16 protein-coding genes are annotated in these 21,496 nt (G+C 57.9%); 11 read left to right on the top strand and 5 right to left on the bottom strand.

All coding sequences use genetic code 11. From position 1 onward, the window contains the following. Positions 1-160: 160 nt before the first annotated feature. Entirely contained in the window at positions 161-850 is a 690-nt protein-coding gene (locus tag FAA86_RS15985; RefSeq protein WP_136542185.1) for a response regulator, read from the bottom strand. Between the two features lie 631 nt (positions 851-1,481). On the opposite strand from FAA86_RS15985, the gene copM reads away from it, so the two are divergent. Together copM and FAA86_RS15975 are read left to right on the top strand one after the other, a co-directional pair. Then, a complete protein-coding gene (gene copM, locus FAA86_RS15980; protein ID WP_136542184.1) occupies positions 1,482-1,931 on the top strand; it encodes a CopM family metallochaperone in 450 nt (149 codons plus the stop codon). Then, positions 1,931-2,263, top strand: a complete 333-nt coding sequence (locus FAA86_RS15975) for a four-helix bundle copper-binding protein (protein ID WP_136542183.1) — start codon at positions 1,931-1,933, stop codon at positions 2,261-2,263. The genes copM and FAA86_RS15975 overlap by 1 nt, the downstream gene beginning before the upstream one ends. A 118-nt stretch (positions 2,264-2,381) precedes the next feature. Here the strand turns inward: FAA86_RS15975 and FAA86_RS15970 are convergent, their stop codons facing one another. Both FAA86_RS15970 and FAA86_RS15965 read right to left on the bottom strand, forming a co-directional pair. Further along, the gene (locus FAA86_RS15970) at positions 2,382-4,604 is read right to left on the bottom strand and encodes a copper-transporting P-type ATPase (protein WP_136542182.1); all 2,223 of its coding nucleotides are present in this window, start codon (positions 4,602-4,604) and stop codon (positions 2,382-2,384) included. A gap of 11 nt (positions 4,605-4,615) precedes the next feature. Next, positions 4,616-6,064: a multicopper oxidase family protein gene (locus FAA86_RS15965; protein ID WP_136542181.1), complete on the bottom strand. Its 1,449-nt coding sequence runs from the start codon at positions 6,062-6,064 to the stop codon at positions 4,616-4,618. A gap of 561 nt (positions 6,065-6,625) precedes the next feature. On the opposite strand from FAA86_RS15965, the gene FAA86_RS15960 reads away from it, so the two are divergent. The 5 genes from FAA86_RS15960 to FAA86_RS15935 all read left to right on the top strand — a co-directional run bounded on the left by FAA86_RS15960 (position 6,626) and on the right by FAA86_RS15935 (position 13,763). Continuing rightward, on the top strand, positions 6,626-7,186 hold the full coding sequence (locus FAA86_RS15960) for a hypothetical protein (protein ID WP_136542180.1): 561 nt from the start codon (positions 6,626-6,628) through the stop codon (positions 7,184-7,186). Between the two features lie 1,120 nt (positions 7,187-8,306). Beyond that, entirely contained in the window at positions 8,307-8,711 is a 405-nt protein-coding gene (locus FAA86_RS15950) for a FixH family protein (RefSeq protein WP_136542178.1), read from the top strand. After that, positions 8,708-10,135 carry an efflux RND transporter periplasmic adaptor subunit gene (locus FAA86_RS15945; RefSeq protein WP_136542177.1) on the top strand — a complete coding sequence of 476 codons (1,428 nt, stop codon included), beginning with the start codon at positions 8,708-8,710 and terminating at the stop codon, positions 10,133-10,135. Before FAA86_RS15950 ends, FAA86_RS15945 begins: the two co-directional genes overlap by 4 nt. Next, complete coding sequence (locus FAA86_RS15940) at positions 10,132-13,293, top strand: efflux RND transporter permease subunit (protein ID WP_136542176.1); 3,162 nt, start codon at positions 10,132-10,134, stop codon at positions 13,291-13,293. Before FAA86_RS15945 ends, FAA86_RS15940 begins: the two co-directional genes overlap by 4 nt. 14 nt (positions 13,294-13,307) lie before the next feature. Next, entirely contained in the window at positions 13,308-13,763 is a 456-nt protein-coding gene (locus tag FAA86_RS15935; protein ID WP_136542175.1) for a DUF411 domain-containing protein, read from the top strand. Between the two features lie 416 nt (positions 13,764-14,179). On the opposite strand, the gene FAA86_RS15930 is transcribed toward FAA86_RS15935, so the two are convergent. After that, positions 14,180-14,800 (bottom strand): transglutaminase-like cysteine peptidase, encoded by a 621-nt coding sequence (locus tag FAA86_RS15930; RefSeq protein WP_136542174.1) that lies wholly within the window; start codon positions 14,798-14,800, stop codon positions 14,180-14,182. Between the two features lie 429 nt (positions 14,801-15,229). Then, a complete protein-coding gene (locus FAA86_RS15925) occupies positions 15,230-15,952 on the bottom strand; it encodes a heparan-alpha-glucosaminide N-acetyltransferase (RefSeq protein WP_136542198.1) in 723 nt (240 codons plus the stop codon). Positions 15,953-16,327: 375 nt separating this feature from the next. Between FAA86_RS15925 and FAA86_RS15920 the strand changes: the two genes are divergently transcribed. The 4 genes from FAA86_RS15920 (at position 16,328) to FAA86_RS15905 (ending at position 21,470) form a co-directional block, all read left to right on the top strand. Continuing rightward, positions 16,328-17,278 (top strand): cell wall hydrolase, encoded by a 951-nt coding sequence (locus tag FAA86_RS15920; RefSeq protein ID WP_246035108.1) that lies wholly within the window; start codon positions 16,328-16,330, stop codon positions 17,276-17,278. Positions 17,279-17,525: 247 nt separating this feature from the next. Beyond that, positions 17,526-20,132: a heavy metal translocating P-type ATPase gene (locus FAA86_RS15915; RefSeq protein ID WP_136542171.1), complete on the top strand. Its 2,607-nt coding sequence runs from the start codon at positions 17,526-17,528 to the stop codon at positions 20,130-20,132. Positions 20,133-20,258: 126 nt separating this feature from the next. Continuing rightward, a complete protein-coding gene (locus FAA86_RS15910; RefSeq protein ID WP_246035107.1) occupies positions 20,259-20,756 on the top strand; it encodes a copper chaperone PCu(A)C in 498 nt (165 codons plus the stop codon). Positions 20,757-20,885: 129 nt separating this feature from the next. Continuing rightward, on the top strand, positions 20,886-21,470 hold the full coding sequence (locus FAA86_RS15905) for a hypothetical protein (RefSeq protein WP_136542167.1): 585 nt from the start codon (positions 20,886-20,888) through the stop codon (positions 21,468-21,470). The last annotated feature ends 26 nt before the right edge of the window (positions 21,471-21,496 follow it).

The raw sequence follows: 21,496 nt of genomic DNA, 5'->3' as shown, positions 1-21,496 counted from the left end.
AGCAGACAGCCAGGTCCAGTCTCTGGTTCAGACACTGGTGGTGCGTTCTCAGGCATTCGAAATCGACACAGCGGTGCTGAACGAGCTAATGAACGACCTCTGCAGCCCCACAATGTGGATCGGCCGGCACTAGTCCTGCAATCGTCGTGAGGGACAAGCGTCAGTCACGGACGACGCCCGTCGCAAACAGATAGCCCGCATTTTGCACGGTCTGTATGAGGTCTTCCCGCCCGTCGAGCTTGCGACGCAGACGGCTGACCTGGACATCGATCGCACGATTGGGGGCCGCATCCAGCAGGAATTCACGGCTGAGCACGCGTTGCGGCGCTTCGAGAAACGCGAGCAGCAGGTCATATTCCCCTGTCGACAGATCAACGACCACACCGCTCGGTGCGGTCAATTCACGCTTCATTGTGTCGAGTGACCATCCGGCAAAGCTAAAGTTCCGCCCGCCACGATCCACCGCCGGGCTTGCAGCCCCACGGGTACGCCGCAGTACAGCACCGATGCGTGCCAGCAGTTCGCGAGGATTGAAGGGCTTCGGCAAATAGTCGTCGGCGCCAACTTCAAGACCGATGATGCGATCCGTCTCGTCGCCCTTGGCCGTCAGCATGATGATCGGGACAGAGGAAATGCGGCGCAGTTCGCGACAGATCTCCAGCCCGTTCTTCCCCGGGAGCATCAGATCAAGCACGATCAGATCAACGGAAACGCGCTTCAATGTCTCGGCCATCTCAATGCCGTTTCGCGCGGTATGCGCGCGAAAGCCGTTCGCCCGCAGGAACTTGGCCATCAGGATCAGGATCTGACTGTCATCGTCAACGATCAGGATTTCGGCTGAGGCATCCAAGGCTTCTCTCTCTCCGCAACACCGTGAATAGCGCTTTGCGTGCTAAGGTAGCATGCCGTGGCACCGTGTTTGTTACCCGAAGGTAACAGATTGTTTCGGCCAGATGCTACACATCAGACGACGGTCCCGTTGTGTACAAGGCGCGGCCGCCGTGGAAATGACGGACGAGGTTTTCCGGCTAATCCGCCATGGCCCCACGACTGGAACCTTTTCGATAGCGCGATGTTACAAGATCTAAGTTGGAGGATGCAGGATGTCCCTCTCGGGCCGCCTAAACACAAGTCTGTCGATTATAGCTGCGGCGTTGCTCGCTCTTGGTATGTTCGCTATGGCGCCCGCTTTCGCTTCAGCTACCTCGGGTTGCCATATTGTGGAAGCCCCTGCTCAGGACCCGCCGGTTTTCGAGGAGGGAGCGACAGTAAACCACAGCAGGTCGTGCTGTACCCAAATGCACTGTTGTCCGATCGTTCCTGTGGCACCCCTAGCCACGCTGCCAAACCCGTTCTTCGATCCACCGCGAACCAATAGCCATCCCGATCGTCCCCTCCTCCTTATCGAGGCGATTGATCCACCTCCCCGATTTCGTTCTGTGTGAGTGCTTCAACGTCTAATCCATTTAAAGGAGTTCAAGATGAACATTTGCGTCAAGAGCGCGGTAGCCGCAATCTCAATGTCCAGCATGATGGTGGTTCCATTCGGATCCGCCATAGCGCAGTCGACATTTCCGGAAAAGTGCAAGAGCGACACTTCTATGGCTGAAATGCCGATGATGGGCGGAAATATGCCCATGGAAGGGAAAGGTGCACATCCTACGGGTGACCTCAATGATCACCAGAAAGCGTCCATGGAAGGCATGATGTCTATGCACCAAAACATGATGCAGGGGATGATGAAGCAAGATGCGGACACGGCCTTCGCCTGCGGAATGATAGCTCACCACATGGGCGCAATCAGCATGGCTGAAGTCGAGTTGCAGTACGGTGACAACGATGAAATGAAAGCTACAGCTCAGCAGATCATCGATGCTCAGACCAAGGAGATCGAGGAACTCACCTCTTGGATAGAAAAAGAGGTTAAGTGATGCACCACATGTCCCCCGAAATGAAGGCCTGTGTCAATGAGTGCCTCGCTTGTTACAGCGAATGCCTGTCAATGGCTATGGGCCACTGTCTTGAAACTGGTGGCAAGCACACCGAGCCTACGCACTTCAAGCTGATGATGGCCTGTGCGGAAATCTGCCGCACCTCGGCGCACTTCATGTTGATCGGAACCGAGCACCACAGGCATACGTGCCGCGAGTGTGCGGAAATATGTCGTCAATGCGCGCAAGATTGCGAACGACTGGGCGACATGCAGAGTTGCGTTGATGTCTGCCGTAAATGTGCCGAGAGTTGCGAGCGCATGGCAGCATAACAAGGAAGGCGGGGAAGAACTAGTCTTCTCCCGCCTCCTCCGATGGCGCAGATTTCCTAACACGTGGCATAGTATGTTCGGAGGATGTTTGACACTGGAGCACTGCAATGGTGCCCTGTCACTGATAGCGTGATATCTTGATGTTCCTCAATCTCAGAGAGTTAGCAATCACGCTGACCGACGACAGTGCCATTGCCGCCGCCGCGATGATCGGGGAAAGTAACAGCCCGAAGACGGGGTAGAGGACGCCTGCTGCGACAGGCACGCCTGCGGCGTTGTAGATAAAGGCAAAGAATAGGTTCTGACGGATGTTGCTCATCGTCGCGCGGCTCATCTGCCGTGCCCGGGCGATACCCTGAAGGTCTCCCTTCAGAAGGGTGACCCCTGCACTCTCAATGGCAACGTCGGTTCCTGTTCCCATTGCAACACCTACATCTGCTGCGGCCAGGGCAGGAGCATCATTCACACCGTCGCCCGCCATGGCAACGATCCTGCCTTCACTGCGCAGCCGCGAGACGATCTTGCTCTTGTCCTCAGGCAGGACTTCCGCTTCTACCTCCGAGATGCCGAGGCGGCGTGCTACGGCGAAAGCGGTCGTCTTATTGTCGCCCGTCAGCATTACGACGCGAATGCCGTCTTCGATGAGCGCCTTCACCGCATCCGGTGTCGTGGCCTTGATGGGATCGGCAATGGCAAATAGACCTGCCAAGCGGCCATCGATGGCGGTGAAGATGACCGTTGCGCCGTCGTTGCGAAGTTCCTCTGCCTTCGCGGTCATCGCGGTAACGTCGACACCTTCTTCCTCCATGATGCGGTGGCTGCCGAGAATCAGCCGCTTGCCCTCAACCGTGCCCGTTACGCCCTTGCCGACGGGACTGTCGAAGTTGGCGGCATCTCCCAGGGCGATGCCACGGTCGTTGGCCGCATTGACGATTGCCAGTGCCAGCGGATGTTCGCTTGAACGCTCGACTGAGGCCGCGAGCCGCAGCAATTCGGATTCTGAGATGCCTGCGACCGCGACGATCGCTGTCACCTTGGGTCGCCCCTCCGTCAAGGTGCCTGTCTTATCGACAACGAGCGTATCCACCTTCTCGAAGCGCTCAAGGGCCTCGGCGTTCTTGATCAACACGCCAAGACTAGCGCCCCGACCAACGCCAACCATGATCGACATTGGTGTTGCCAGCCCTAGGGCACAGGGGCAGGCAATGATAAGAACGGCAACGGCCGCCACTAGGGCGTGCGCGAAACGAGGCTCCGGCCCATAGATCATCCAGACAGCGAACGCGACGAGTGCCACTCCGATGACGACCGGAACGAACCAGCCCGAGACTTCATCGGCGAGGCGCTGGATGGGGGCGCGCGAGCGTTGGGCCTCTGCGACCATGCGGACGATCCGTGAGAGCATGGTGTCGCTCCCAACCTTGCCAGCCTCCATGACGAAACCACCGGTCTGGTTCATGGTCCCGCCGATAAGCTTCGACCCGACATCCTTGGTGACGGGCATCGATTCACCCGTAATCATGGCTTCGTCGACGGAGCTTCGGCCCTCCAGAAGCAAGCCGTCAACTGGCACCTTCTCTCCCGGTCGAACGCGCAGGCGGTCGCCAACAGCCACGGCGTCAAGACCGACATCTTCATCTATACCATCGGCGCGCACGCGCCGTGCGGTCTTCGGTGCCAGATCGAGAAGTGCGCGGATGGCACCGCCCGTCTGTTCGCGCGCCCTTAGCTCCAGAACCTGACCAAGCAGGACCAGGACCGTGATGACGGCAGCAGCCTCGAAATAGACGGCGACCGAACCTCCCTCTGCGCGGAACGTGACCGGAAACAGTCCCGGCGCAACGGTCGCGACAACGCTGTAAATCCAGGCGGCACCCGTTCCCATCGCGATCAGCGTGAACATGTTCAGATGACGCGTCACCAAGGATTTCCAGCCGCGCTCGAAGAAGGGCCAGCCCGCCCACAGGACAACAGGTGTCGCTAGCACCAACTGTAGCCAGTTCGAAGTCTGTGGCCCCAGTAGCATGTGCAGGTTTGTCAGATGGCCGCCCATCTCCAGGGCGAGCACCGGGATGCTGAGAACCAAGCCAATCCAAAACCGTCTGGACATGTCCGCCAGTTCTGGACTTGGACCCGTTTCCAGCGTCGCCACTTCCGGTTCAAGCGCCATTCCGCAGATGGGGCAATTGCCGGGCTCTGTTTGGCGGATTTGAGGATGCATAGGGCAGGTGTAGACCTGGGCGTTGACCATGCCCGGACTGCTAGGCTTGGACGAAGCGGCTACCGGACTAGTCGAATGCCCGTGGTGGTGGTGGTGATGCGGGTGATTTGCGTTGTTCATCTCGCCCTCCCTCAGCCCTGCTGGCCATAGTCGACGAATGTCATCATGCCCGTCGCCATATGATAGAGATGATGGCAATGTAGCGGCCAACGGCCTGAATTATCTGCGTCGAACTCGATCGATACCCGCGCCATGGGCGGCAGCATCACAGTGTCACGCATCGCGCCGGAAATGTTCTTGCCGTTAATTTCCGTTACTTGGAAGTGATGGCCATGCAGATGCATCGGATGGGCCATCATCGACATGTTGTGCATGGAAATCCGAATGCGCTGTCCGCTGCTTACTTCGATCGGGCTGTCGGTATCGATGGACCAGCGATAGGTCGCCATGTCACCGCCCAGCATCAGCGCAAACCGCCGATCAACAGCGCGCCGTGCCAGAGGCGTCAGGCTTTGAAGGCTTTGCTCGAGCGAAAGGTCAAGAACCGGGCCCTTGGCTGCCGCAGTGGTTTCAAGCTTTTGCACTCGTGCGGAGGCGGTGGCGAGGATCACGCCAGTGCGCTCAACGGCCCCTTCCCGCAGAGCCAGTATAGGATACGCCCCGTCGGCAGGCGGCAAGGCCACACGGATGTCGGCCCGTTGGCCCATCGACAAGGGGAACCGTCGGCCGCGGACCGGGACGACGTGCATCCCGTCGACAGCGATCAGCTCGCCCTCGAGTTCGCCCGTATCGATCGTGAAGGCAGTTGCCGTGGCGCCATTGATGATGCGAAGCCTGATGCGGCCGCCCCGTTCTACCTTGACGATCTCGGGGTCATCGAGCGTCCGGTCATTGGCGAGATAGGCGTCATATTCGATGTCGTTCAGGTCCATGCCCATCATCATGTGAGGCGCGGCCGAAGTTTCAGCCGAGCCCATTTGATGGCCACCATGCATGTTCATCATGGAGGACATATCTCCGTGTCCAGAGGGCATGGCATGACCGCCACCGCTCTGAAGGTCGGAAAGTAGCTCCTCGGGCGATTTGAAAGAGAAATCATGCAGGAGCACGGTCACCTCCTGCTCGTCGCGGGCAAGGTCATCAGCAGTTCGTATGATTAGCGGTGCTGCGAGTAGGCTCTGCTCCTGTAGTGTGTGGGCATGCATCCAATGGGTACCGCCTCTCGACAAGGGAAACTTGTAGGATCGTCTCTCCTTAGGCGGAAGCAGCGCAGCCGGGTTTCCCGGCACCCCGTCCAAATCCCAAGGCGGCGTAAGCCCGTGCCAGTGGATCAGAGTTTCCTCGTCGCTTTCGTTGCGAAGAAGAACGTCAAAGTCCGAGGGCGCGTTGAGGACTAGCCCGGCGTTCCCGGCCTTGTCGGTCAGTCGGAAGACCGAGGCGACCTTGCCGTTGACGTCTAGGGTCCGTTTACCAATCACAAGCTCGTTCGTTCGTGCTCCTGGGTTTGCCCAGGCATGGCCGAGGGGGGACAGGGCCACGGAACCCAAGGCGAGCGTTTTCAGAAAGTCTCTGCGATACATGATGTTTCTCTCGATCCGGCCGTTGCAACGGCCATTCGGTTGACAGGAAATTGCGCATTAGGCGCGTTTGTCAGGCGGCAGATCGAGGGGGATGACGTCCTGGAGGAGGGATCTGACCCCGGAATGGAAATGACCGGACTACAAGGATTGGGCCAAGCTCGAAGGCTTCGGGTGCCGACGAAATCGGGGACGACCACGTAACACAGAGCGTGCAGGCGCTCGCACAACAGCGATTGGCCCAGAGATCCAGGCCCTTCCGGTCATCTGCTGGCATGTAACTACCACCGCCTGCGTGGACAATTCGAGACAAACAGCTCAGCGGAGCAGCATGCGACGGAGCGGAAACGAACAAAGGCGTCATTGCCAGAGCGACGATAGTCACCATAATCCAGTTTCGTAGCCCCAAAGTACGCCGCATCACCTTCTCCCTTAGATGACACCAGAATAAGCGCTTTCGCCAGTTCGCGAATTGATGTCGATCAATCGAACATAAGGGTGCACCTTTCTGGCGTCTCGTATCCTGCATCCGGAATGAAAAGCGAGGCAGTTCAGGCCGATTGAATGGCATCTCCATGGAAATTCCTTGCCGGACTTGTGTCGCCATGGCGACATAAGGGGCCGGCAGATAAAAAAGCCGAGGACGGAGCTCCGGAAGAGCCTGGGACTGCGGGTTCGGCCAAACAGTTCGTTCGAGAGAGCCTGGATCTTGTCGATCTGCCGGGAGCCAAAAGCACTCGACCGCTCTATCCCGCCGATGGCCTTGCCGCTCCACATGGCGCGTCCGGACAAGCGGTAGATCATCACCAAGACACGGTGGAGCCGGGGAGCTCCGAGGTCAAAGATGTCTCCCGTCCGCAATTGCCTGATACCGTTGGTCCTCCGGCAGATAGCGCTTCCAACGTGAACGAGACGTCAAAGGCCGCGCCGACCAAGCGTAAGGGACGCTCCAGGACAGTCAAGCCTGTCGTTGCCGCGTCAAAGGCCCCACCTGCTGTTCTGGCGGTGTCTAATGACGAGACCAGCCTAGATGAGGAAATCAGGGCGCTCAGAGGCGAGCTTGTGAGAAAGCTTCGCCTGCAAAACGCGCAAGTGAAGAAGATGCTGGAGCGGTTCGAATGCTGATTCAGCATCGACGTCTGGATGTGCCGTGCGTTCAATCGAAGCCGGTCGACTTGATCTCTGGGCGGCTCGTAAACACTTGAGAGCGTTCAACAGCGGTTACGAGTGTGGGAACCGCGAACTCGCTCACCGCGCGTGGTGCGCTTGACGGTGGCGGAGAGGGGCTACGTCGTGACAACGGAGAGGCATCCCATGGCCGTCAACCGCGGGATCGTTTTCACGACCATCCGCAAGGAGAACGGCGTTTCCCCAGTCTGTGAATAAGACTAGAGCGAGCGGCACCCCCGTCGCACGCCCATTGAAAGCGGCCTTGGCGGGATGGTATCTGGAGCTGAAGTGGCTAATCCGCAAGCTTGATGACCGCTCTGCCGCAGTTTCCGATCTCGGTCGCAAACTCATTTTCGATTGAGTTGCCTTCTCGAAGCCGATGAAACTGCTCCAGAATGTGCGACAGCAAATGACGTGCCGTGGGTTCGCATCTCCTCAAGAGCAGAAAAGACTGCCGAACCAAGTTGAAATTAAATCGCTGCACTCTCCGCCTCTCAACTCCCAATCGGGCATCGCGCTCCATCGCAAATCTTTGTGAGCCTATTCTCGATTCAGCGTTGACGTGTCACAGTAAAACAATGAGGTTCCTGGCTATAGTCCACCGTCTGCTGTTCGTGACCGCGTTGCTCGGGATCGTTGTCGGTCCAATGAGCATCGGTGCGGCTGATAGCGTCATGGCGGCATCAGTTTCCGCCGAGGCTGACAAGGTGGCGGGTACGGAGATGTCCGGGGATATGCCCTGCTGCCCTGATGAGATGCCCGCCAAGCCCGGATGCGGCACCAAATCCTGTCCTCTTGTGCTTTTATGCACGACCGTAATCGTCGGCCAGGTCGCCAGCACGCATCCTGCGTCGCTGAGAGTTGGATGGAGCGCCCATCGCTATCTCGTCCATCCGCATGCGGAGCTTGTCTCTTCGCTAGTCTACCCGCCCGTCCGCCCTCCACGAGTCTGATTGCAGGTCATTCAACACGTTATCGGTTCTGCACAGTCGTAGCCTTACGTCTTCGCGGTACCGACGGCGATCCATATTGACTGAAGACGAGGTCGCAGACCCGTCAGGACGAGACATCGAACATGAACAAGTTTACTTTCGACGCGAGGGCCGTTGTCCTCGCAGGCGTTATGCTGTTTGGCACCGCCACCGCTTTGGTTGCCGGAGCCGACGACTACGAATTTCAAGCCGTCGAGACCGAGATTAAAAAAGGTCCGGGTTCGGCAGTCTTGGTCCGGCTGGTCGACAAGCGGACGGGCAAAACAGTTCCTGATGCCGTCATCTTCACCACCCGCATGGACATGGCTCCGGATGGAATGGAAATGATGACCACGACCGTTGAACCGTTGGCGTCGACGGAACCTGGCGTCTACGCTTTCATAACCAACCTTTCGATGGAAGGCGGGTGGCGCTTCCAGGTCGCTGCCAAGGTTCAGGGCGAGCCTGAGACTGTGAAGGGCGAAATCGTCCTGAAGGCCGTCCCGTGAGCGCCTCGCGCACCATTGCCGCAATCTCCCTCGCCGCGATCGTCGGCGGGGCAGGTTACTGGGCGGGGAAGAATGACGTCGGGGCTGCGTTGCAGCGCTTAATCGCCAACACGCGCATGGCGGCCGAAGCCGTGCCTCAACCCGAAGGAACGGGGGCGGTGATTTACTACAGCCACCCCGACGCCCTGGCCGAATATTCCGCCAAGCCGAAGAACACCGATGACGGACGGCCGTTCACGGCCGTCCGGGCGAGCGAAGACGTCAGCTTCGACGGAACCGAAGCCGGAACGCCGATGGCTGAAGGCGGGGACGGAGCCACGGAACGCAAGGTTCTGTTCTACCGGAACCCCATGGGACTTCCCGACACCTCCAAAGTGCCGAAGAAGGATTCAATGGGCATGGACTACCTGCCTGTCTACGACGGGGACGTCAGCGACAGCTCAACCGTCAAGGTTTCGCCCGGCAAGCTTCAGCGCACGGGTGTGAAGACGGCGTTGGCGCAGGTGACGACCGTCACCCGGAAGATCCGGGTACCGGGAACTGTCACGCTCGATGAACGCATGGTCAGCATCATCTCGATGCGGGCCGACGCATTCGTCGAGGACGTCGCCGACGTCACGACAGGGGATAGGATAACGAAGGGCGAAGGACTCTTTCATTTCTATTCTAAAGAAATTGCAACGGCCGGAGCGGAATACGCAGCCGAGATGCGCAACGGGGCAAAATCTGACCCTAACTCCGGCGCGTCGCTTCGCTTGAAAAATCTTGGCGTACCGACAGCAACGATCACCAGCATCGCGACGGAACGAAAGGTACCACAAAGCATCGCGTATACCTCGCCTCGCGACGGCGTCGTCCTCGAACGGATGGCAGTGAGCGGCATGATGGCCGAAGCGGGAGACATCCTCTTCCGCATCGCCGACGTCTCGAAGGTCTGGGTGATCGCAGACGTGCCGGAATACGAACTCAGTGCCGTCCGCAAGGGAGCCGTCGTTTCGGTGACCGTCCGGAATCTGTCTGGCACGACTTTCAAGGGGACGGTCGACCTCATTTATCCGGAGGTTCAAATGCAGACCCGGACCACGAAGGTCAGGATCGAGCTTCCGAATCCGGACGGGCAACTGATGTCCAACATGTACGCCGAGGTGGAGATCGAAGCCGGCGCCGGAAATCCAGTCGTCGCCGTTCCCAACAGTTCGGTCATCGACACGGGCGACCGACAGATCGTCTTCCTCGACAAGGGCGAGGGCAGGTTCGAACCGATGGATGTCGGGCTGGGAGTGCGTGGAGAAGAAATGACGGAGATCACTGAAGGGATCGCCGCCGGTGACCGCGTCGTCGTGTCGGCCAACTTCCTGCTGGACGCTGAAAGCAATCTGAACGCCGCGCTCAGCGCCCTGACGCCGGAGGAGGTGAAGCCATGATCGCCAACATCATTTCATGGTCAGCCCGCAACCTCGTCTTGATCTTCGTTGGCGCGGCGCTGTCGATCGCGGGCGGAATCTACGCGCTACGCACGCTGCCATTGGATGCCATCCCCGATCTGTCCGACGTCCAGGTCATCGTTTTCACCGACTATCCTGGACAGGCTCCGCAAGTGGTCGAGGACCAGGTCACCTATCCGCTGACGACCTCCATGTTGACCGTGCCGAACTCGAAGGTGGTCCGCGGCTTCTCTTTCTTCGGCGTTTCGTTCGTCTACGTGATTTTCGAGGACGGGACCGATCCCTACTGGGCGCGCAGCCGCGTGCTTGAATATCTGAACGCGGCCGCAAGCCGGCTGCCGGACGGCGTGTCGCCAAGTCTCGGCCCGGATGCTACGGGCGTCGGCTGGGTCTACCAGTATGCCGTCGTCGCGAAGGAACTGTCGCTAGCCGAACTTCGGTCGCTTCAGGACTGGGTGGTGCGCTTCGCCGTCTCGAAGTCCGAGGGCGTGGCCGAGGTGGCCAGCGTCGGCGGCTTCGTTAAGCAGTATTCCATTGTCGTCGACCCGGCCCGCCTGAAGGCTCAGAAAGTCTCGCTTTCGGATATCGCCGACGCAGTCCGGTCCAGCAACCGCGACGTCGGCGGCCGCACCGTGGAGATATCCGAGTTCGAGTTTATGGTTCGGGGCAAGGGCTATCTGCAGGGCATCAATGACATCGAGAACATTGTCCTGAAAACGAATGCCGGCGTCGCGCTGCGTCTCTCGGACGTCGCAAGGGTAGAGCTGGTTCCGGACGAGCGGCGCGGCATCACCGAGCTGAACGGCGAGGGCGAGGTCGCCAGCGGAATCGTCCTTCAGCGCGACGGAGCCAACGCGCTCACCGTCATCGAGAACGCCAAGGAAAGCCTGGCGGTTGTTCAAAGCAGTCTCCCGGCTGGCACCGAAATCCTGCCCGTCTATGATCGTTCGAAACTCATCGAAGCGGCAATCGAGACCTTGAAAGTCACGTTGATCGAGGAATCGATCGTGGTTGCACTGGTGACTATCGCCTTCCTTTTGCATGTCCGAAGCGCGCTCGTGGCCATCATCATGCTACCGATCGGCATTCTCATCGCCTTCATGGCCATGCGGGCGCTAGGTCTGGGAGCGAACATCATGAGCCTCGGCGGGATAGCTATCGCTATCGGTGCGATGATCGACGCGGCCATCGTCATGATCGAGAACGCCCACAAGCATCTGGAACGCGCGCCTCCTGACAAGCCTCGAGCCGAAGTGCTGATCGAGGCGGCAAGCGAGGTCGGCCCGGCGCTTTTCTTCAGCCTGCTGATCATCACGGTGTCGTTCCTGCCGATTTTTACGCTTGAATCGCAAGAAGGCCGCCTGTTCGGACCCCTCGCCTTCACCAAGACCTTCGCGATGGCGGCGGCAGCGCTGCTGTCCATCACGCTTGTTCCGGCACTGATGATCCTGTTCGTCCGCGGCCGAATTGTTCCAGAACACAAGAACCCGCTGAACAGACTGCTGATCTGGATATACCGTCCGGTCATCGCGGGCGTCCTTAAGGCCAAGAGCCTGACAATCCTGGCAGCCATCGTGATCCTCGGGGTGACCGTCTGGCCCGTGCAGCATATCGGGAGTGAGTTCATGCCTGATCTCGACGAGGGCACGCTGATGTACATGCCAACAACGCTGCCCGGCCTGTCGGTGACGAAGGCGGCGGAGCTGATGCAGACGCAGGACCGCATCATCAAATCTTTCCCCGAGGTCGAGACGGTGTTCGGCAAGGCGGGCAGGGCGTTGACGGCAACCGATCCGGCTCCGACGGAAATGTTTGAGACCATCATCACCCTGAAACCCAAGTCCGAATGGCGGCCGGGCGTCACGTCTGACAGTCTGAAACAGGAGATGGACGCGGCACTTCAGTTTCCCGGTGTCTCCAACGCCTGGACGATGCCCATCCGCGCCCGCATCGACATGCTTTCGACCGGAATACGCACGCCCGTCGGCGTCAAGGTCTACGGGACAAACCTGAACGAGATGGAGAGGGTCGCTCGCGATATAGAGACCGTTCTCAAGGCGGTGCCGGGAACGTCGAGTGCCTACGCCGAGCGCGTCATCGGTGGATACTATCTCGATATCATCCCTGATCGCATGGCGCTCGGGCGCTATGGGCTTTCGATCGACGATGTCCAGGATGTCATCGGAATGGCCCTGGGATCCGAGGTCGTGACCTCGACGGTGGAGGGAAGAGAGCGGTATGGCGTCGCCATCCGTTACCCAAGGGCTTTCCGAAGCGATCCCCAGTCCATCGCGAGGGACGTCCAGGTATCATTGCCCGGTGGCGGCACGGTTCCGTTGGGCGAGGTCGCCGAAGTCAAGCTCACGCGCGGTGCCACGACCATAAGGACGGAGAACGGCCAGCTCGCCGTCTACATCTTCGTAGACATCGCCAACCGCGACCTTGGGGGGTACGTTGCCGAAGCCCAAGAAGCCGTCGCGGCGAGCGTCGAGATGCCCGCGGGCTATTCCGTCGCATGGAGCGGGCAATTCGAATATCTGGAACGGGCAAAGGACCGGCTAATGATCGTCGTCCCGCTAACGCTGGCGCTGATCTTCCTGTTGCTCTACCTGAACTTTAAGGCATTGACCGAAACACTGATCGTCATGCTGTCTCTGCCGTTCGCTTTGGTCGGCGGCATCTGGATGATGTGGTGGCTGGGCTTCAACGCTTCCGTCGCCGTTGCGGTCGGGTTCATCGCGCTTGCAGGCGTGGCGGCCGAAACCGGTGTGATCATGCTGATCTATCTCGACCACGCGCTCAGGGACGAGAAGGCCAAATCCAAGGCCGAGGGCAGGGCATTCGAAAAGGAAGACCTCGACAAAGCGATCATGGTTGGGGCGGTCGAGCGCGTTCGGCCGAAGATGATGACCGTCGTCGCGATCATGGCGGGACTGGTGCCTATCCTCTGGAGCACGGGCGCCGGCTCGGAGATCATGCAGCGGATCGCGGTGCCGATGATCGGCGGCATGGTATCATCGACGTTGCTGACGTTGATCGTGATTCCCGCCGTCTACGGGCTGGTCAAGGGATACGGATTGAAGAGAGCACGCGAGGAGAACCAGTTTCCGGCTTCCGTGACGGCAGAAGCTTTTTGAGAAGGAGAACGACGATGAATCGAAGAAAATTCCTCTGCACCCTGGTCGCTGTCGCAGCATTGCCCGTCACTGGAACGGCGCTGGCGGCAGGTGAAGGCATGATCGTGTATAAGGACCCCAACTGCGGCTGTTGTTACGCGTGGGCTGCGGCAATGACAAATGCTGGGTTTGTGGTGAAGGCCGAAGAGGTAGTCGACATCGAGGTCGTGAAGGACCGTTTCAATGTCCCGACCGACCTCCGTGGCTGCCACACGGCCGTGGTCGCAGGCTACTACCTGGAGGGTCATGTGCCGCTTGAGGCGGTGACGAGACTGCTCGCGGAGAAGCCTGATATCGCGGGTCTGGCCGTGCCGGGCATGCCTGCCGGGTCGTTGGGAATGGGAGACAGCCCCAGCGCCTCTTACGACGTCGTATCCGTTGGGAGGGACGGTATTGGTACCCTCTACCAAGCCGTGAGGCCAAAGGTCTAACCGTAGGATAGCATGACGTTTCAGGCAGCGGCTTGCGGGTGCGTCTGCTATCCAAGTCATCGCGGTGGTTGGTGGCCAGGATCGGTGTGACCAGCGTGCTTGCCTTCTTCGGCATCTAGCTGATGGTTGAACCTCCATTTGCAAGATCAAGGATAGATCGTCGCCAACGGGCGACGACACCATTAGGAAGAGGCCACTACGGTGACGGCCACGCCTTCATCTTGACTGGCCACAGGAGCGATGGGGTCGATTGCTCAGTTTGTCTGCCGCTGCACGCGCGAAACAAAGAGCGGGCACCTTGGTCGCTTACCATCGACCTTTCGTATAAAGGTACAAAGATTGTCCGTGCCAAGGAGGTAAAAAACCAACATCAAAAAGACGTTGCCGTTTTTCTTCGTGACCGCAATGATCGAAGCTTATTCCTTGACCGATCCGACAGCGAGTTCCTCACCATTTTCGATTGTAACCCAACGCCCGCTATTGAACGACGCTTGCCGCTTGAGGAATGTGTAGGGTGTTTTGCTCCACAAGAGGACCTGCTCCTCCAAGTTGTCGAGGATAAAGTCGCCCTCAGATGTCCGAACGGTAACAACTGCGTGGCCTTCGCCATCCGGTTTCAAGAGAACCGTCATGAGCAGGTCAGCTGCCGAAAATCCCTGCTCGATAAGTGTGCGACGCTTGAGCAGCGCGTAGTCTTCGCAATCGCCGGCGTTGGTGGGGTAGACCCAGACCTCATCCTTGCCGTAGAGGTCCTCATCAGTGATGGGTGCAATGGACGCGTTGACCGAAGAGTTGATCTCGCGGATAACCTGCCATCCCCGCTGGGTCAGCTGTGGAGGAGCCGCGGATCTAAACTTAGTGGTGCATTCGTCCACGTACTGGAGGCAGAATTCGTAGTGTCCTATGGGTTGCGACGTCACAGAGCCAGTCTTCATCCAGAGTGATGCTTCCGCGGTAGCGGGGATGGCTGAGCCTGCTGAAATGGAGAGTGCTATGAAGCCATACACCACGTTTCTGATGGTCCAATTTACTGACATCGCAGTCTCCCGGCTAACGACAGCTCGCGCTGCATTGTTAACAGAAGGTTAATGATGTGATGAGGAAGGAGTCAATCGTGGCCGGAGCAACACTGAATGTCATGGTTAATCTAGAAGATGGCGAACATTTGCACGATCATACCGGCTCGGGCTCATGAGTCGGGCCACATCCGAGCTTTTAGGGCGAACGTCTTGTGCAAAGGAACGCAACAACGGATGGGCTTAACCGAACCGTGTCGCACCCTCCGTGGTTTGGTTATCGCATGCTTTATGTGGAATTCAGCAAAGCATCTGACCTGTTGAAAAATGGCTCGTCGACCGACACACGCGTATTGAAGGTTCTTCAGAAAAAAGGCCTTCTCCAGCTAAAGCAATAAAGAGCCTTATCTCGCCCACTTCCATTTCCACTTGCAAAGTGAAGTCTGATGCTTATTCGAGGAGCCGCGCGCCGCCTAGGACCACAGGAAGTAAAATCGGCTGATGTATGAGATAAATGGACAGGCTATGTCGTCCCAGCCATCCGAGTGTTATCATAATCCGGCCCGTGGGCTCTGTTTTTGCTAGTAGTGCGTCGTATCCTCGAGCGATGCATGACTTCGCGAGGCCAAGGCCAATCAGGGTCAGCCCCACCCATGGGAAAATCGGAACATAGTCATTGCTGGGAGGTGGGCTTTCCGCAAACCCAATCCATGCAAGCCACCTGGAGTTGAAAATCTGGTCCGAAATAAGAAGTGGAAGACTTAACGTCACAACACCCGCGCTGACGCTGATCAAAGGTGGCAGTCTAACAAAGGCCGCAGCTAAGACAGATGCTGCCACGATTGCATGCAATATGCCGAAATATATAAACTTGTCGGCAAATGCCAACCTGGTTGCCGCTGTAATAGTCAATGCTGCCACCAACACGACTGTTATCCGTCGACAGAACGGACCCCAATGGAATTTATTCCCGTGTGCCAAAGCGAGGCTAACACCTACTAGAAGCATAAAAGTACCGGCAAGCGTGCGGCCGAACATCAGCCACATCGGGTTGTCTGACAAGGCTACGGGCAAAAGACCTGCAAACTCGAGATTCCAAACCAAGTGAAACACGACAACGCCCGCTATGGCCATCCCCCGTAGCGCGTCTATAGATCTCAGTCGAAAGCGCATTGTTTCCGTCAATTGATCAATCCTCATCATGTTTCCAAATAAACGGATGTTCGAACCTCATCCCGCTAGAGCTACAAGCCCATGATCACGCTTAAGTTGATCAAACGATCATGCTGATCCCAAATCCGTCCGTTCTCCTGATCATGAGGCGACGTCGCTGCTTTGCTGAGACATTGTGACGCCGACGAGGAGTTGGCTTTAAGAATCAGTTAAGGTTAATAAATCATCCTCTTCGCGCATTGAACCGGATTTGGAGAAGCAAGGATGCGAACAGCCGTGTGCCCTAAGCACCCAGCATTGGCTTTGTTTTTCGTGTCGTGGATAGTGTTCGGTTTTGCGTCTCCGCCACCCTTCTATGAATCAAGCAGGACGCAAATGGAGGCGAGGGTGGAACCTCGACCGACCCAGTCCGCGGATCGTTTTGCATTTCCCGACGGTAGCGAGGACTATAGTAAAAAAGGCGCTAGGATTAAGCTGCGGGGTACCCACGAGTTTGTTTCTGCGACATCGGCGGTTCTGACGAAAACCTCAAGGCTGCCGCGCAAGGATACCGCAGGGCTATCAGCCGGGATACTGCTCGGCCAACCTGGCTTCGTGCCGCTGCAATCGGCGTCGCAGTTGGAATTCGGGGAGCTCAGGCAAAGCTTCGAGTATTTTATAACAGGAAACGCTTCAGCGCGTCATAGTCCCGAAGATGACCGATTCGCCGGTGTCCCGCCTGTTCTCGCTGCCCTCGTCACAAATGATTCCGCTGATGTTCTTGCTACGGCTTACACCCCAACGGACGCTTACCATGCTCCAGAGGGTGCTTTTGACGCAGTGCTTGGAATCGAAACAAACACAGGTCGCTTTGTTCCCCCGGTGACGGAAGGTGACCATGCTTGGATGAGCCGGCCTCTCCCAGCATCGGTTTTCTCGCCTACTGAACAAAAATGCTTGGCGACCGGAATTTACTTTGAAGCGCGCGGTGAAGAGGTGAAAGGGCAGGCTGCGGTCGCCCAGGTGATTTTAAATCGGGTGCGCAACCCCAGCTATCCCGGCAGCATCTGCGGAGTAGTGTACCAAAATGAGAACTGGTTCAACAGGTGTCAGTTCTCATTTGCCTGTGACGGTATCGCCGATTTGATTATCGACCGAAGAGCGTTTCGGCTTGCGAAAGACGTCGCGATGGCGGTCTCTGCCGGCAAGATATTTCTTGCCGAAGTCGCTTCGTCCACTCATTATAATGCGACCTACGTAAACCCTTCCTGGGCCCGTTCCATGCAGCGCATGACACAGATTGGTTCGCATATTTTCTACCGGACAATAGGCGGCGGCTGGAGCTGATAGGCAGCAGGGCCATTTGTTTTACATTTGGGCTCTTCGTTAGATGAAAGCTCAATGGTCATTTGGGAGGATCCGTCAGCGATGGATAATGAGTTTGTCGGGTCGCTGGGGTACCCGAGGCGCAGCATTTAACCTTTCCGACCCCAGCAAGACGCAAGTAATAGCTCACGCCGATCCGCAACTTTTTGCTTGCACCTCTAGTGGCTAGAGGTCGTACGGTTAATCTTTCACAATGTGAGGATTTCCAGTGAGCGACTCGTTACAAACTCGTTTCCGGGTAGCCGGAATGGATTGCGCCTCGTGTGCAAACAAGATCGACACCGCCGTGAGACGTATTCCGGGCATTCAAGAGGTGTCCGTATCTGTCACCGCCGGCACAATGACAGTCGAGCACACAGAAATCAGCGCTCTGGACACGATTCGCCACAAGCTGTCGGGCCTAGGCTATCAAGCCTCCCTCATCTCAACGATTTCCAAAACCGTTGTGAAACCCGTCCATAAACACGGACCGGATTGCACGCACGATCACCTACATGGAGAGCCGCACGGACAGTCCAGTCATGATGATCATTCGGATCATGCAGCTCATTGCACTGGGCATGATCATGAGCCCGATCGCGTCGCGCCTTCAGATGATGTGGCACCCCCTATCCTGCAGGCACGTTTCCGTATCGGCGGAATGGATTGCGCGTCATGTGCTTCCAAGATTGACACGGCCATCAGACGGATGGACGCTGTCGATGACGTCTCCGTGTCGGTCACGGCCGGAACCATGACGGTCAAACATCGGCAGTCAGCGGATATCAAAGCGATAGAAAAACGGGTCTCCGGTCTCGGGTACACGATCGTTCCCATGCCAGGAACGGACGGGCGCGCATCGTCCACGACCCAAGAGGGTTCTGACAATGCCCACGCTGGACACGACCATGGATCGAAAAGCGCGGCGCTGGACAAAGTTGAGGGACTCCACGGTCACGATCACGGATCTTCCGAAGGTCCTTGGTGGGGGACTAAGAAGGGGCGTCTGACGATCCTCGCGGGTGGATCACTAGCTGTCGCGTATGGCATTGGGTACATGTTCCCAGCGATCGAAACATATGCCTACACGATTGCAATGCTTGTCGGCCTCGTGCCGATCGCCCGAAGGGCTATCATGGCCGCACTGGCTGGCACGCCATTCTCCATCGAGATGCTGATGACGATCGCCGCTGCTGGCGCACTGGTCATTGACGCGACCGAAGAGGCCGCTGCGGTCGTCTTCCTTTTCCTGGTTGGCGAACTGCTTGAAGGCGTTGCCGCCGGAAAGGCGCGCGACAGCATCAAGTCCCTTACGGCGCTCGTTCCAAAGACGGCGTTATTGGAGGAAGGCAGCGAGACTCGCGAGGTGCCAGCCGAAACTCTTGCGGTTGGTTCAATCATACTGGTCCGCCCTGGTGACCGGATCTCCGCCGATGGCGTCATCGTTGCAGGCGAAAGCGCGATCGACGAAGCGCCCGTGACCGGGGAAAGCGTGCCTGTTCGAAAGGCCGTCGACGACACTGTTTTTGCAGGCACCGTAAATGGTGATGCGGTTCTGCGTATCAGGGTCACGGCAGCATCAGCAGACAACACTATCGCCCGTGTCGTTCGCCTCGTCGAGGAAGCGCAGGAATCAAAGGCTCCGACCGAACGCTTTATTGACCGGTTCGCCAAATACTACACTCCTGGCGTGGTTGTCGGTGCCGCTTTGGTGGCAGTCATTCCCCCGCTGTTTGCGGATGGAATATGGAGTGAGTGGGTTTACAAGGGGCTTGCCGTGCTGCTGATCGGATGCCCATGCGCACTTGTCATTTCGACCCCGGCTGCGATCGCTGCATCACTGTCGTCGGGCGCACGCCGCGGCCTGCTCCTCAAAGGCGGCGCCGTTCTAGAAGGTCTTGGCGAGCTTACGGCCATTGCTTTCGACAAGACTGGCACGCTCACCGAAGGCAAACCGCAGGTGACTGATGTGGTCCCGTTCGGTCGGGAAAGTGAGGACGTCCTTCGGTTTGCCGCAGCGCTTGAAGTGGGATCCAGCCATCCTCTCGCCCTTGCGATCTTAAGCAAGGCCAAGGAGGAAGGCATCGTACCTCCCACGGGGACCGATGCGAAGGCTCTCGGCGGCAAGGGTGTTTCCGCCATCGTGGACGGCGTTGAGGTCTTTTTTGGCTCGCCCAGGGCTGCAGCAGAGCGAGTTCCGGTTCCAGTTGCTCACTTGGAGAAGATCACGTCTCTCAACGATGAAGGAAAGACCGTGTCTGTACTGGTTATTGGCGATGTTCTCGCTGGTGCCATTGCCATGCGCGACGAGCCTAGAGCCGATGCTGTTGCGGGCCTCAAGGCCCTGACGGATGCAGGCATAAAGACGATCATGCTGACAGGCGACAACAAGCGGACCGCCACCGCCATCGGTGCGCAACTCGGCATCGAGGTCCGTGCGGAGCTGATGCCTGAAGACAAGCAGCGGATCGTAGGCGAACTGAAAAAAGAGGGCTATGTTGTCGGCAAGATCGGCGATGGGATCAACGACGCGCCAGCGTTAGCGGCTGCTGATGTCGGGATCGCGATGGGTGGTGGAACAGACGTGGCTTTGGAGACGGCTGACGCCGCCGTTCTCCACGGCAGGGTGGCTGATGTCGCCCTTATGATCGATCTCTCGAAACGGACCATGCGCAACATTTTCCAGAACATCACCATCGCTCTGGGTTTGAAAGCGGTGTTTTTGGTGACGACTATCATGGGCATCACGGGCCTGTGGCCTGCAATTCTTGCCGATACGGGTGCGACAGTCCTTGTAACCATGAATGCGTTGCGGTTGTTACGTCCCATTCGCTGAACGCGGCGCCACCGGCGTTCCAGGTCCCTTTCAACTTGTCGTCATGCCAACCTGTTCAGACCTCATCGAGAGATGACGGTTTCGGATCTGATAATTGTGTCCCACAAACGATACGGAGAATTTACAGTGCCATTTCAAAAACTGCTGGCTTTTGGTCTCTTTGCTTTGACGTGCGTGACTGCGTCTTCCGGTCCCGCATCGTCTCATGATTTCACGGTCGGTAGCTTGGAGATAAAGCATCCATGGTCCCAAAAAGCTCCCGCGGTTGCGCCGGTTCTCGGCGGGTATTTGACGATCGTCAACACGGGCACAACGGATGATCGCCTTCTTGGAGGAAGCAGTCCGGTCGCCGAGCGGTTGGAAATCCACGTATCGTCTGTCATCGACGGGGTGGCGCGCATGCGACCTGTCAAGGAGGGCATCACAATCAGCGCCGGCTCCACTGTGAAGCTGGAACCTCGTGCCATGCACATCATGTTTGAGAAGCCGACATGGTATCCTGCGGAGGGCGAGAAGTTCAAGGCAACGCTGCAGTTCGAGAAAGCAGGGCCCGTGGAAGTTGAGTTCGTCGTCCAGAAGGGTGCAGCAGCAAGTTCGGATGACCACGTCGGGCATACCCCATGATCCTCAGTAAACGCGGGTTGGCTGCAGGGCGGTGTTCTGTAGGTGGCCTCGATTAACCTTTTTGCTTCATTCGGTTTCAAGACTTCGGTGGTTAGATCTGGGCATAGGCTCCCACCGAAGGTTCTCTCCATGCAGGAACGAAGACGGCGCATCTTAAGGATCAGCTTGGCGGTTTTATTCGGAGCACTTTGCGTCGGCGGTGCCGGTGGTGCGGCGGCAGTCTACTATGGTCCGGAAGAGCTTTTGGGCCTATCGGCCGAGAAGAGCGGTGCCGATTGTCAGACAGTCGCCACCGCCAAGGCGCGGGATCGCGACGGCATCTGGATCCGGCAGTTCATTGTCACAGAGCCCGTGGATGAACAGGTCCGTATTCGGACCGCGCTGCGTGTTGCCGAATCTCTTCGCAAGGTCGAGGCGGGTCATCTCATCCAGATATCCGTTCTGGACAGCAAAGGGCCAACCACGGTCTCCGGAATGCGGGGTCGGGCAATCGGCGCCCAGGTGACCCTCATTCTCAGTCCAGTTAGTGACGCAGAAAAGCAGAAAGGCGAATTTTCTGGCTTTTCCATGGAAGGTGGAGCTGGCTCAGACGGCGAGTTTCACGGTCTACGCTTCAATGCCAAACCGGAAGATCTGGCAGCAATCGCCGCCGCCTTTGATGACGCGACAGGCTGTTCAAACGATTTGGAAATGCCGGCCCCTGCTAAAAGCTGAAGCACAGCCGAAGATTCGAGCATCGA

This window comes from Rhizobium rosettiformans W3, from assembly GCF_004912135.1.
Classification (GTDB): domain Bacteria; phylum Pseudomonadota; class Alphaproteobacteria; order Rhizobiales; family Rhizobiaceae; genus Allorhizobium; species Allorhizobium rosettiformans.
This window is presented reverse-complemented; position numbering and strand designations above follow the sequence as displayed.